Source organism: Corynebacterium sp. p3-SID1056 (assembly GCF_025152525.1).
Taxonomy (GTDB): domain Bacteria; phylum Actinomycetota; class Actinomycetes; order Mycobacteriales; family Mycobacteriaceae; genus Corynebacterium.
Genome location: NZ_JALXXL010000014.1, coordinates 1 through 12,987 on the forward strand (window position 1 = coordinate 1; position 12,987 = coordinate 12,987).

The window sequence follows — 12,987 nt, forward strand, 5'->3', positions numbered from 1 at the left end:
GCCCGCCCCGCGCGTGCCGAAAGCGTCGGTGACCTTCCACGACCAAGGGTGGTCGACGGTGCACATCACCGGGCGTACCACGGATGTGCTGCCGGTCTACCGCGCGGCGAACAACGACCCCCAGGCGTGGCTCAAGGACACGCGCAGCACGGGTGGGGACGCTGCGTTGACCACGGTGCTGAACATGGACATCGGCGACTTCGCCCAGTGGCGCACACGCGGCGACGGGGAAGTCGAGGTGCAGCTGACCAATGGTGAGTGGCTTTCTGGTGCGCAGTTGGTCAACCGGAAGCTGCACGCCTCGGGCTATATCGCTTTGATCTCCGCCACGGATGGGCCGGTGAACCTCTACCCGGTGCGTCTTGAGCGCCACGCGAGTGGTGAGTTGCGCGCGTTGATGAGCGCGGATGGCGTCACCTGTGCGTGGCCGGGGTGTAACCAGCCGGCGGATTTCTCGGAGGCGCACCACATCAAGGAGTGGTCGAAAGGCGGGGCGACCGAGATTGGGAATATGTGCTGGTTGTGCACGTATCACAATCGGCAAAACGGGCGGCCGAAACGCGGGCGGATGCAGCGCGTCGGCGGGCAGATCATGTGGCAAAGCCCCAAAGGCTACCTCTCACCCAGAGGCACACGCCACACCAACCCCGCACGCCGACACGCCCGACTCGCACACACCCCAGCAACAGGACCACCGGGGTAGTTAGGCGCGGTGGCGTCCGTGGGCCTTGCGCCCGGACGCCTGCTTGGCGCGCTGTGCGCGACGCAGTCGAACCTTCTCCGTTTCGGTGAGGTAGTCGCCTGCGCCCTTGACGTCGTGGCCCGGGGTGGCGGAAACGGGCGCTTCTGCAGGCTCGGGTGTGCTTGCAGGCGCGTCATCGACCACGCCGAACATTTCCGTCGGCGCGGCGATTTCCTCCGGACGCGGCCCACCCGCGAGCGAAACGTAGCGCGCGGTGTGCCGCGGACGCAGGACATCTTCGTCGTCAACAACGTAGTCGTGCTCGACGGTCACCGCCCAACTGCCGTCGGGGAAGTCGACCAGCGACCACGGCTGCCGCGGCCGCGCATCCGGCTCACTCAACGCCGGGACAAGGACGACGCCCTCATCCGGGTGGCCGACATCGAGGCCAGCCATGCCGTCCAACAGCACCGCGCGCGCGTAGACCTCGGGCGCGCCCATAGACAGCGCTTCGTCGACGGCGGCGGTGATGTCTGCGGCATCGGTGCCGTTGAAGCTGCCGATGACGCGGCCGTCGTAAAGCGCGACGACAGTGTCCGCGATGCGGTGGAGCGCGACGAACCACTGGCCCGGCGAAAGCAGCGCGAGCTCTTCGGCGGAGAATTCTCCCGCGGAGGTGTCGATGACGAGCATGTCACCCGGCGGCAGCACCCAGGCACCTGCTGGGGTGTTGTTGCGCGGGACGCTCAGCAGCGGGGGCGGCAGGATGACGGCGGGTTCGAACTGGCCGGTTTCCGCATTGAAGCTCACAGAGGCGGTTGTGCCGGGGCGCAAGAGCGAGCGGTGGACGCGCTCGATGTCGGGGAAGCGGGCGCGATCGGCGGCGGGCACGGAGCCGATGACGGCGCCGTTGTAGCGCACGCGCCACGTGCCGCTCAACGGGTTGGCCTCTAAGTCGACGTCGATGTAGCGCGTGGCGCGCTGCGGCGTGAAGTCGGTGAACAAGGCGGCCTGCACGACGTGCGTGAGCTGGATTTCCTCGCCGGCTCCCCAGATGGCGGGCGAGAGAGGGTAGCGCTGGAGTCCCACGGCGTGCTTGGCCTCCTTGTCCGGTGTGCGTACGTGTCTTGTGCCAGTCTAGGCGCACCCCGCGGCAGGACCCTAGGAGCGCTGCGTGAGCGCCTTCACTGCGCGGACGACGCCGAGGATAATTAGGCCGGCTGCGAGCCCGAAGAGCATTGAGATGCCGGTGTCGACGAACCATCCGGCCGCGCCGCCGCCCACGAGTTCGGTGCCGCGTTCGATCAGGTCGTGGGGGAGGTGCCAGCCGATGACTTCGTCGAAGCCGCGGACGATGAGGTGGCCGCCGACCCACAGCATGGCGACGGTGCCGATGATGCCGATGGCGTTGAGGACGTAGGGCATGCCGTTGACGAGCGCGCGGCCGAGGCCGGGGGCACGGTCGCGCTCGATCATGCCGAGGCCGATGTCGTCGATCTTGACCAGCACCGCGACCGCGCCGTAGACCACAAACGTGATCAGGATACCGACGGCGATGAGCACGGCTGCCTCCATCCACACGGGCTGGTCGGCGACTTCGTCGAGGGCGATGATCATGATTTCGGCGCTGAGGATGAGGTCGGTGGTAATTGCCGATTTCACCAGCGTGTCTTCGTCGTCGGGCGATTTGTTTGTGGCGCGCTCGGCGTCTTCCTCGGTATTAGAGGTGAGCTTGTGCACGATCTTTTCGGCGCCCTCGAAGCCCAAGTAGCAGCCGCCGAGCATGAGTAGTGGCACGAGCGCCCAGGGCGCAAAGGCGTTGAGCAGCAGCGCGATGGGCAGGATGATGAGCAGCTTGTTGCGCAGCGAACCTTTGGTGATCTTCCAGATCATCGGCAGCTCGCGCGCAGGCGTGACACCTGAGACGTATTGCGGGGTCACCGCCGCGTCGTCGATGACCACGCCCGCGGCCTTGGCGGAGGTTTTCGCGGTCAGGGCCGCCACGTCGTCGGTTGAGCTTGCGGCGGTGCGGGCGATGAGCGCGACGTCGTCAAGCAGTGCGAGGAGGCCACCGGCCATGTTTGTTCCTTTCCTTTGGGGGGCAGTGCAAGCTTATCGACGCCACGCTGCCCCGCGCCGCAGCGCCCCGCCTTTTTCGCGACGTGAGCTGTGGCAAGGGGAAGTTTCTGCGAGCGAGCTGCCAGCGGGGTTAACGGAGTTTATCCGGGAGGTGAAGAAAAACTTTCCAAACGGTTCCCATATTGCCGACAAATGTGATGCAATGGTAGCTAACCGCCCCTTGTGTGTCCTCTCACAAGTGGGATGGAGTGAACGTAGAGCGACATGTAAGGAGGCGCTGTGTTGGCGAAAAAGACCACAGCGATTTTGGCGGCAGGAACTCTGGCTTTTGGACTGGTCGCGTGTGGCGGCTCGTCTGATTCCGGGGCAGAGAATGCATCCGGGTCTGATGGTGCAGAGATCGGCAACGTCGTCCTGGCAAACGGTTCTGAGCCGCAGAACCCGCTGATCCCGGGCAACACCAACGAGACGGGTGGTGGCCGCATCGTCGACGAGATCTTCGCCGGCCTGGTGTACTACGACGCGGACGGCGAGGTGCACAACGATCTCGCCGAATCCATCGAGCTCGAGGGCGACAAGACCTACCGCGTCAAGCTCAAGGACGCGAAGTGGTCCGATGGCTCGCCGGTGACCGCTGAAGACTACGTCAAGGCGTGGAACTACACCGTGGCCAACTCCCTGCTGGCCTCCTACTTCTTCGAGCCGATCCTCGGCTACGAGGAGGGCGTGGAAGAGATGGAGGGCCTGAAGGTCGAAGACGACCACACCTTCACCATCGAGCTCGCGCAGCCGGAGGCTGACTTCCCGACGCGTCTGGGGTACTCCGCGTACTTCCCGATGCACCCCTCGGCCTACGACGACATCGATGCCTACGGCGAGGCTCCGATCTCCAACGGCCCGTACAAGCTGGTGGAGTGGAACCACAACCAGGACGCCACCGTCGTTCCTAACGAGGAGTATGCGGGCGAGCGCCAGGCGCAGAACGAAGGCGTGACCTGGGTCTTCTACGCGCAGCAGGATGCCGCGTACGCGGACCTGCTCGCCGGCAACTTGGACGTGCTCGACGCGATCCCGGACTCCGCGTTCGCGACCTACGAGGACGAGCTGGGCGAGCGCGCGGTGAACCAGCCCGCCGCGATCTTCCAGTCCTTCACCATCGGCGAGTCCCTGCCGCACTTCTCTGGCGAGGAGGGCAAGCTGCGTCGTAAAGCACTGTCCATGGCGATCAACCGCGAGGAGATCACCGACACGATCTTCGAGGGCACCCGCACCCCGGCGACCGACTTCACCTCCCCGGTCATCCCGGGCCACACCGATAGCCTCGAGGGCGCAGAGGTGCTGGAGTACAACCCGGAGGAGGCCAAGCGCCTGTGGGCCGAGGCCGAAAAGATCGCGCCGTTCGAGGGCGAGTTCACCATCTCCTACAACGCTGACGGTGGGCACCAGGCCTGGGTCGACGCGGTGGCCAACTCCATCCGCAACACCCTCGGCATCGAGGCCACTGGCAACGCGTACCCGGACTTCAAGTCCCTGCGCGACGATGTGACCAACCGCACCATCAAAGGCGCGTTCCGTACCGGCTGGCAGGCGGACTACCCGTCGCTGGGTAACTTCCTCGGCCCGCTGTACGGCACCGGCGCCGGCTCCAACGACGGTGACTACACCAACCCCGAGTTCGACTCGCTGCTATCCGAGGCGGCGAACGCCGGCGAAATCGAGGCGGCATCGGAGTCCTACAACAAGTCGCAGCAGATCCTGCTCGAGGACCTGCCTGCTATCCCGCTGTGGTACGCCAACGTCAACGGTGGTTCCGCAGACACGGTAGACAACGTCGTCTTCTCCTGGAAGTCGATGCCTGTCTACACCCAGATCACCAAGCAGTAACCCTTTACGCGCGAGCAACGCATCCCAACCCCGGCCGCCATGGTGCGCGGCGCGGGGTTGTGCGCCGTCAACGCGGCGTCGAGTGCGTGCTCCGAATCTGAAAGCATCATCATGCAGCGATACATCGTGCGGCGACTGCTCCAAATGATCCCCGTATTCTTTGGCGCAACGCTGCTGCTCTACGCACTCGTGTTCCTCATGCCCGGCGACCCGGTCGCCGCGCTCGGCGGCGACCGAGGCTTAACCGAAGCCGCCCGCGCCCGCATCGAGGCCGAATACAACCTGGACAAGCCGTTCCTCGTCCAATACCTGCTCTACATCAAAGGCATCTTCGTCGGAGATTTCGGCACGACCTTCTCCGGCCAGCCCGTGTCTTCGGTGATGGCGAACGCTTTCCCCGTGACGATCAAGCTGGCGCTCATGGCGATCGCCTTCGAGGCAATCTTTGGCATCCTCTTCGGCTTCATCGCCGGCATTCGCCGCGGCGGCATCTTCGACTCCACCATCCTGGTGGCCTCGCTGATCATCATCGCCGTGCCGTCCTTCGTCATCGGCTTCGTGCTGCAGTACCTCGTCGGCGTCAAGTGGGGGCTGCTGCCCGTGACCGTCGGGCGCAACGAAACCTTTGAGGCGCTGCTCATGCCGGCGGTGGTGTTGGGCGCGCTCTCGTGCGCCTACGTCATCCGGCTGACCCGGCAGTCGGTGAGCGAGAACCTGCAGGGAGACTACGTGCGCACCGCGCGCGCCAAGGGCTTAAGCGAAGGCTCCGTGTTGCGACGCCACGTGCTGCGCAACTCCATGATTCCGGTGGTGACCTTCCTCGGCGCGGATCTTGGCGCGCTGATGGGCGGCGCGATCGTCACCGAGGGCATCTTCGGCATCAACGGTGTCGGCGGCACCATCTACCAGGCAATCTTGAAGGGCGAGCCCGCCACCGTCGTCTCGTTCACCACCGTGTTGGTCATCGTCTACATCGTGGCCAACCTGCTCGTCGATCTGCTCTACGCCGTGCTCGACCCAAGGATCCGTTATGCATAACCACCCACACACAGAGACCAACACGAATCGGGCGGTCGCTCGGCGCGGCCAGGAATACTTCGTCGCCGAGGTGGATGAAACCGGCCTCGGCGCAGTCGACGCGGTTCCCGACGACCGCGCGCCGTCGAACCAGTGGACCGAGGCCTGGCACGCGCTGCGCCGCCGACCCCTGTTCTGGATCTCCGCGATCCTCATCGTGCTCGCCGTGGCAATGGCGCTGTTTCCCGGCCTGTTCGCCAGCGTCGACCCGCGCGAGTGCATGCTCTCGCGCTCGCTACAACCGGCGGAGTCGGGGCACCCCTTCGGCTTCGACCGGCAGGGCTGCGACATCTACGCGCGCACGATCTACGGGGCGCGCGCCTCGGTGACTGTCGGCGTGCTTACCACGCTGATCGTGACCCTGCTGGGCACGCTCATCGGCGCGATCGCCGGCTTCTACGGCGGTATCTGGGACACACTCCTGTCGCGCTTGACCGACATCTTCTTCGCCGTCCCGCTCGTGCTCGCGGCGATCGTGGTCATGTCGATGATGAAGGGCCAGCGCTCCATTTGGATGGTGGTCTTCGCCCTGTCCATGTTCGGCTGGACGCAGATCGCGCGCATCACCCGCGGCGCGGTGATGAGCGTGAAAAACGAGGAGTTCGTCACCGCCGCCCGCGCGCTTGGCGCAAGCAACCCGCGCATCATCATCTCCCACATCCTGCCCAATGCCGCGGCGCCGATTATCGTCTACGCTACCGTCGCGCTGGGCACGTTTATCGTGGCGGAGGCGACTCTGTCCTTCCTGGGCATCGGCCTGCCCACCACGGTGGTGTCCTGGGGCGGCGATATTTCGGCGGCGCAGGCGTCGCTACGCACCCAACCGATGGTGCTGTTCTACCCGGCAATTGCTCTGGCACTGACCGTGCTGAGCTTCATCATGATGGGCGACGCCGTGCGCGACGCCCTTGACCCGAAGGCGAGGAAGCGATGAGCACTGCACTTTCCAACGACACCCAGCCGCTGCTGGACGTCGAGGACCTGAAAATCACCTTTTCATCCACAACCGGCGTAGTCGAGGCGGTGCGTGACTTCAACCTGACGATCTACCCCGGCCAATCGGTGGCGATCGTGGGGGAGTCGGGCTCCGGCAAGTCCACCGCCGCGATGTCCATGCTCGGCCTGCTGCCCGGCACCGGCAAGGTGACCCACGGCGCGATCCGGCTCGAGGGCAAGGACCTCACCGAGCTGGACGCGAAGCAGTGGCGCGAGGTCCGCGGCAATCAGATTGGGCTGGTGCCGCAGGACCCGATGAGTAACCTGAACCCGGTGTGGCGCGTCGGCACGCAGGTGGAAGAGGCCTTGCGCGCGAACAACGTGGTCGAAGGCTCGAAGCGGCACGAGCGCGTCGTTGAGCTGCTCGAAGAGGCGGGCCTGACGGACACGGAGCGCCGCGCACGGCAGTACCCGCACGAGTTCTCGGGCGGCATGCGCCAGCGCGCGCTCATCGCGATCGGCCTGGCCGCGCGCCCGAAGCTGTTGATCGCTGACGAGCCGACCTCCGCGCTCGATGTCACCGTGCAGAAGAAGATCCTGGACCACCTGCGCTCGCTTATCGACGAGCTGGGCACCGCCCTCCTCTTCATCACCCACGACCTCGGGCTTGCCGCAGAGCGTGCTGACCACCTCGTGGTGATGCACCGCGGACGCATCGTGGAGCAGGGGCCCAGCCTGCAGATCCTGCGCAACCCGCAGCACCCGTACACGAAGCGCCTCGTCAAGGCAGCGCCCTCGCTCGCGTCGGCGCGCATCCAATCTGCGAAGAAGCAGGGCCTTGAGACCGCTGAAAAGCTGGCCACTGGCGAGGCAGGCGAGTGCGTCGTCGAGGTGAAGAACCTGGTCAAGGAATTCGAAGCGCGCGGCCGCAAGTCGAAGGGGAAGATGTTCCGTGCTGTGGACGATGTCTCCTTCGACATCCACCGCGGCACGACCCTGGCGCTGGTGGGCGAGTCCGGGTCGGGCAAATCGACGGTGGCCAACATGGTGCTCAACCTGCTCGAGCCGACCAGCGGCGAGGTGCGCTTTGAGGGCAAGGACGTCACTACGCTCAAGGGCGCGGAGCTGCGGGAGATGCGGCGCAAGATGCAGGTGGTCTTCCAAAACCCCTACGGTTCGCTGGACCCCATGCACTCGATCTACCGCTGCATCGAGGAGCCGCTGACCCTGCACAAGGTGGGCAACCGCAAACAGCGCGAGGCGCGCGTGGCGGAGCTGCTCGACATGGTGCAGATGCCGCGCTCAGCGATGCGGCGCTACCCGAACGAGCTCTCCGGCGGCCAGCGCCAGCGCATCGCGATCGCGCGCTCGATGGCGCTGAACCCGGAAGTGATCGTGCTCGACGAGGCGGTTTCCGCGCTCGACGTGCTTGTGCAGAACCAGATTCTGCAACTGCTCACGAGCCTGCAGGAAGAACACCAGCTGTCCTACCTGTTCATCACCCACGATCTCGCGGTCGTGCGTCAGACGGCGGACCACATTGTGGTGATGGAGAAGGGCCGCGCGGTGGAGCAAGGCAGCGCCGACGACATCTTCGACAACCCGCAGCACGAGTACACGCGAAACCTCATCGCCTCGGTGCCGGGGCTCAACATCGAGTTGGGCACTGGCGAGGAGCTCGGTATCGACGTCGGGTAGGCTATCTGGGCACTTGAAAACACGGGAGCTGGGCGCACGCTCGGCTGAGAATCCGCGACACGCGGTAAACCGTCGAACCTGATCCGGGTAATGCCGGCGATAAGGAAGGAAAACCATGACAAATCGTGCTGCCACCGGAACGAACTCCTGGCGCGTCATCGACATCGTCACTGCGGCGGTCCTCGGCGTGGCCTGCGGTCTGCTGTTCGTGCTGTGGAACGGCGTGGGCTACGCCGGGTACAAGGCGATCGACGCGCTCACGCCCGGCCTCGGCGGGCTGTTCAACGGCATTTGGCTCATCGGCGGCGTGCTGGGTGGGCTGATCATCCGCAAACCTGGCGCGGCCGTGTTCGTGGAGGCGCTCGCCGCCTCGGTGTCCGCGCTGCTGGGCAGCCAGTGGGCCATCGAGACGCTCTACTCGGGCCTGGCGCAGGGCCTCGGCGCCGAACTGATCTTCCTAATTTTCATGTACAGGCGCTTCTCGCTTGACGTCGCGGTACTTGCCGGCATCGGCGCCGGCGTGGGTGCGTTTGTGCTAGAGCTGTTTACCTCCGGCAACCTGGCGATGAGCCTGTCGTACAACCTGATCTACCTCGTGTGCACCTCGATCTCGGGCGCGGTGCTCGCCGGCGTGCTCGGGTACTTCCTGGTCAAGGCGCTGGCCAAGACCGGTGCGCTCGACCGCTTCGGCGCGGGCCGCGAGCGCTTGCGCGCTGAGGCTCGCTAGATGCCCGAACCCGCAATTGAGGCCAGGGGCTTAAGCTATCAGTACGCCACGCGCGCCGAGCCGGCATTTACCGGCGTCGACCTGCGCATCGAGCGCGGAGAGCGCGTCATCCTCACCGGTGATTCAGGCTCCGGCAAGTCCACGCTGCTCGCGGTGCTCGCGGGTTTGGCCGGTGACGAAGAAGACGGCCACGCTACAGGCCACCTCAGCGTCAACGGCACGGTCGGCATGGTCATGCAAGACCCGGAGGCGCAGACCATCCTCACCCGCGTTGGCGACGATGTCGCCTTCGGCGCGGAGAACCTCGGCGTCCCGCGCGAGGAGATTTGGCCTCGTGTGGAACGCGCCCTCGACGCGGTCGGGCTCGACGTGCCGCTGGAGCACAACACCGCACACCTCTCGGGCGGGCAGAAGCAGCGGCTGGCGCTCGCAGGCGTTCTCGCCATGGGCGCGGACATCCTCATTCTCGACGAGCCGACCGCCAACCTGGACCCAACAGGCCGCGACGAAGTCATCGCCGCCGTGGAACGCGTATGCGCTGAGTCCGGTGCCACGCTCATCGTTGTGGAGCACCGCCCGCGACATTGGGCGCACCTGGCCACGCGCGCGTATCGCTTGGAGTCCGCTGGGGTGGATGAGGTGGGCGTCGAGAAGCTGCCCGGGGCTCCGCAACTGCCGCCTGCGCGCGGCGTGCGAGCCGACGCTTCGGCGCTTGCCACGCGCGGGGTGAGAACCCGGGTCGGGCTCACGCGCGACCTGCGGATCCCGCAGGGGGCATCCACCGTGATCACAGGCGCGAACGGGGTGGGCAAGACGACGCTCGCGCACGTGCTGGCGGGCCTCGACGTGCCGCGGGCGGGCGAGGTGGTGTACGCGGAGTCGATCCGCCGCGGGCTCGACACCCCCGCGATCACGTGGAAGTCGGCGCAGCTCGCCGAGCGCATCGGCTTCGTCTTCCAGGAGCCGGAGCACCAGTTCGTCACCTCGACGGTGCGCGAGGAGATGGCGCTGTCTGGGGCGCCGCAGGCGCGCGTCGATGAGCTGCTGGCGCGACTGCGACTCGACCACCTGGTCGGTGCCAACCCCTTTACGCTCTCGGGCGGGGAAAAGCGGCGGCTGTCGGTGGCGACTGCGCTGGTCAACGCGCCCAGGCTTGTGCTTTTCGACGAGCCCACCTTCGGCCAAGACGACCGCACCTTCGTCGAGCTGGCGGCGCTGATCCGCGAGCTGACCGATGAAGGGGTGACCGTGGTGTCGATCACCCACGACGAGGCGTTCATCGCTTCGCTCGGCGACCACATCATCCACCTGGAGGCGGCCCAATGAACCTGCTCGAGGGGATCAACCCGGTCACGCGCATTCTGGGGCTGGCGCTTCTGACCACGCCGCTGCTGGTGAGCATCGATTGGGTGTCGGCCACCATCGCGATCGTGGCGACGCTTGTGGCCGCGCCGCTGTGCGGGGTGGGTTATCGACGGTTTGTGCGCCGCGCGTGGCCGATTTTCCTGCTCGCGCCCGTGGCGGGCATCCCGATGGCGCTCTACGGGCAGTCGGGCGGCGAGGTCTACCTCGACTATGGCCTGATTCAGGTCTCTGCGCTGTCGGTGTCGCTGGCGTGGGCGATTACGCTGCGTGTGCTGGCGGTGGCGCTGCCGGTGGTGGTGCTTTCGGCCGACGTGGATCCGACGGATTTGGGCGACGGGCTCGCGCAAGTGCTGAAGCTGCCGGCGCGGTTCGTGCTCGGGTCGGTGGCGGCGCTGCGGATGCTTACGCTTTTGCGCGAGGACGTCGAGGCGATGCGGCGGGCGCGGCGGGCGCGCGGGATCGCGGATACCAACCGGGTGCGATACGCGTTTTCGCTGGCTTTCGGGCTGTTGGTGATGTCGCTGCGCCGCGCGGGCAAGCTCGCCACGGCGATGGAGGCACGCGCGTTTGGCCGTGCGGGCGAGCGTACGTGGGCGCGCGAGTCAAAGCTTGGGCCCCGCGATTGGGGCGTGCTCGCCATCTGTGTGCTGCTCGCGGCGGTTGCGCTCGGTGCGGCGTGGGTGGCGGGCGAGTTCCGCCCGGTGTGGGCGGTGGGCTAAGTGCCGTACACGCTGCTTATCGACGGCCCCTCCGGCGCCGGTAAGACCACACTCGCCAACCAGGTCGGCGCGGCCTTGGGCGTCCGGGTGGTGCATCTCGACGACTTCTACCCGGGGTGGAGCGGCTTGGCGCAGGGCGCGGCGATGGTCGGGCGCGACGTGCTAGATCCGCGTGCGCCGGGGTACTGGCGCTGGGACTGGGAACGCGACCGGCGAGGGGAGTGGGTGCCACTCGACCCGGGCGCCGATGTGATTGTTGAGGGGGTGGGAGCGGTCACGTGGGCGTCGATAGGTAAGGCGCGGGCGCGCGGCCCGGTCGACACGGTGTGGGTGTGCGCGGACGAGAGCTTGCGGAAACGGCGCGCGCTGGCGCGGGATCCGTACTACGCCGAGTACTGGGACATGTGGGCCGCGCAGGAGGCGGCGCTTGCGCGGGCGCCGGCGGATGTGACGGTGCGCAGGCGCTAGCCGACGGGGGCGAGCTCGACCTCGTCAGCCCAGGTCAGCTCGATGCCGAGGGTGCGCAGCCACTCCATGGCGTCGTCGTCGTGGCGGGTGATGCCCTCGACCGCGCGCAGCGTGACGTCCATGGCTTTTTCGGCCTCCTCGGCGGTGATGAGGCCGGCGGAGCAGGCGGCGGCCAGCTCGTCGATGTCAAGCACGTCGATGGGGTTGCCGGTCAGCGAGACCAGGTCGACGTAGAGGTCGCGGGTGCGCCACACGCCGCCGTCGACATCGATATCGGCGACGTCGAAGTAGAAGTCCTGTTCTTTCTCCGCGCCCTCGCGGAAGTGGAAGATGTTGGCGCGCAGGCCCAGCTCGGGCAGCAGCCAGCTTTCCAGGTAGCCGAACTGCGGGTGGTTCGCGCCGCGCGCCATGTAGAGCCCGAAATCCGTGACCTTGAAGGTATCCACTTCGCGTAAGAACCCCTTGGGGTCGGTGTTCGTCTTCGAGGCAGTGTCGAAGCTCTCCTGCTTTACAGGGTGCAGATCGGCGCTCATGGTGCTTACCTCACGTGGAAACTCGCGGCGGTCGGGGCAAAGGTGCAGGTCTTGTCGGCGGTGCGCGCGGCACCGTCGATGACTGCGAGGACGCGGCCCGGGCCTGTCGCGGCGGTGCCGGACAAGGTGGTCGGTCCTGTGGGGTTTATCCCGTGATTGCCGAGCGGCGTTACACCGGTGCGCAAGGTGTCGAGGTTGATCCAGTATGCGTTGAGCCCTCCCTGCTGTTTTGCCGCCGGCGGGGTGCCGAGCGCGGTGAAGACGAACACGGCCTCGCCGGCGCGCGCGCCCGGCTGTGGTGTCTTCGTGGGTCCGGGTACCGCGATGGCGGAGGCGGTGGAATGCATGCGCGGGCCGATGCAGTTCGAGGACACCGTGGGCCAGGCGAACTGGGTAAAGGCGGGCGCGTTGTCCGGCAGCGGCGGGCCGCCGAGTTCGCCCTGGCCGGCGAAGAACGCGAGCGCGGTGCGCAGCGCGTTGGCGGCAGGCTCCGGGACGAAGGGCTGGCTGGCGAAGGCCTCGACGCGCGCGATCGTCTCGTCGTTGGGGCGGCCGAGGTTGTCGAGCGGGTTCGACGAGGTTGTCGAGCCGACGGTGATCGGCCCGGCGGAGGGCGCGGCGTTGGCTGGTGCGAGCGTTGCTGCCAAGGTGAGTGCGGCGGCGCAGGCAGCTGCAACGCGGCCGGCGCGCTTGGGCGTGTCGGTGATTCGCACGGCGGGGTCGGTGTCCTTCGTCGGGTCGGGGCAAGATTTGTCAGGCGCGCAGCAAACACCACGCAACTTAAGCAACACTAGTCACATTTGTCACACTGTCAAGGCG

The 12,987-nt window shown here is 66.6% G+C and carries 13 protein-coding genes and 1 riboswitch; of the genes, 9 read left to right on the top strand and 4 right to left on the bottom strand.

The window, feature by feature from the left end; translation table 11 throughout:
• A partial coding sequence (locus M3G14_RS10750) for an HNH endonuclease signature motif containing protein (RefSeq protein WP_259926526.1) occupies window positions 1-703 on the top strand: 703 nt, incomplete at its 5' end.
• On the opposite strand, the gene M3G14_RS10755 is transcribed toward M3G14_RS10750, so the two are convergent.
• Window positions 704-1,771 carry a hypothetical protein gene (locus M3G14_RS10755; RefSeq protein WP_259926528.1) on the bottom strand — a complete coding sequence of 356 codons (1,068 nt, stop codon included), beginning with the start codon at window positions 1,769-1,771 and terminating at the stop codon, window positions 704-706.
• Window positions 1,772-1,843: 72 nt separating this feature from the next.
• On the bottom strand, window positions 1,844-2,761 hold the full coding sequence (locus M3G14_RS10760; RefSeq protein WP_259926529.1) for a DUF808 domain-containing protein: 918 nt from the start codon (window positions 2,759-2,761) through the stop codon (window positions 1,844-1,846).
• 279 nt (window positions 2,762-3,040) lie between these two features.
• Here M3G14_RS10760 and M3G14_RS10765 point away from each other — a divergent pair, with 279 nt between their 5' ends.
• From M3G14_RS10765 to M3G14_RS10800, 8 genes are all read left to right on the top strand, one after another.
• Window positions 3,041-4,645 (top strand): ABC transporter substrate-binding protein, encoded by a 1,605-nt coding sequence (locus M3G14_RS10765; protein WP_259926531.1) that lies wholly within the window; start codon window positions 3,041-3,043, stop codon window positions 4,643-4,645.
• A gap of 111 nt (window positions 4,646-4,756) precedes the next feature.
• A complete protein-coding gene (locus M3G14_RS10770) occupies window positions 4,757-5,683 on the top strand; it encodes an ABC transporter permease (RefSeq protein WP_259926577.1) in 927 nt (308 codons plus the stop codon).
• A complete protein-coding gene (locus M3G14_RS10775) occupies window positions 5,676-6,656 on the top strand; it encodes an ABC transporter permease (protein ID WP_259926532.1) in 981 nt (326 codons plus the stop codon). Before M3G14_RS10770 ends, M3G14_RS10775 begins: the two co-directional genes overlap by 8 nt.
• Window positions 6,653-8,356, top strand: a complete 1,704-nt coding sequence (locus M3G14_RS10780) for an ABC transporter ATP-binding protein (RefSeq protein ID WP_259926533.1) — start codon at window positions 6,653-6,655, stop codon at window positions 8,354-8,356. The genes M3G14_RS10775 and M3G14_RS10780 overlap by 4 nt, the downstream gene beginning before the upstream one ends.
• An 11-nt stretch (window positions 8,357-8,367) precedes the next feature.
• A riboswitch (TPP riboswitch) is annotated at window positions 8,368-8,480 on the top strand.
• Window positions 8,472-9,083, top strand: a complete 612-nt coding sequence (locus M3G14_RS10785; protein WP_259926534.1) for an ECF transporter S component — start codon at window positions 8,472-8,474, stop codon at window positions 9,081-9,083. It overlaps the preceding riboswitch by 9 nt.
• Window positions 9,084-10,409 (top strand): ABC transporter ATP-binding protein, encoded by a 1,326-nt coding sequence (locus tag M3G14_RS10790; protein ID WP_259926535.1) that lies wholly within the window; start codon window positions 9,084-9,086, stop codon window positions 10,407-10,409.
• On the top strand, window positions 10,406-11,167 hold the full coding sequence (locus M3G14_RS10795; RefSeq protein WP_259926536.1) for an energy-coupling factor transporter transmembrane protein EcfT: 762 nt from the start codon (window positions 10,406-10,408) through the stop codon (window positions 11,165-11,167). Before M3G14_RS10790 ends, M3G14_RS10795 begins: the two co-directional genes overlap by 4 nt.
• Complete coding sequence (locus M3G14_RS10800; RefSeq protein WP_259926537.1) at window positions 11,168-11,635, top strand: hypothetical protein; 468 nt, start codon at window positions 11,168-11,170, stop codon at window positions 11,633-11,635.
• On the opposite strand, the gene M3G14_RS10805 is transcribed toward M3G14_RS10800, so the two are convergent.
• Both M3G14_RS10805 and M3G14_RS10810 read right to left on the bottom strand, forming a co-directional pair.
• The gene (locus M3G14_RS10805; RefSeq protein WP_259926538.1) at window positions 11,632-12,168 is read right to left on the bottom strand and encodes a DUF402 domain-containing protein; all 537 of its coding nucleotides are present in this window, start codon (window positions 12,166-12,168) and stop codon (window positions 11,632-11,634) included. The genes M3G14_RS10800 and M3G14_RS10805 overlap by 4 nt on opposite strands.
• 5 nt (window positions 12,169-12,173) lie before the next feature.
• A complete protein-coding gene (locus tag M3G14_RS10810; RefSeq protein WP_259926539.1) occupies window positions 12,174-12,881 on the bottom strand; it encodes a hypothetical protein in 708 nt (235 codons plus the stop codon).
• Window positions 12,882-12,987: the final 106 nt, after the last annotated feature.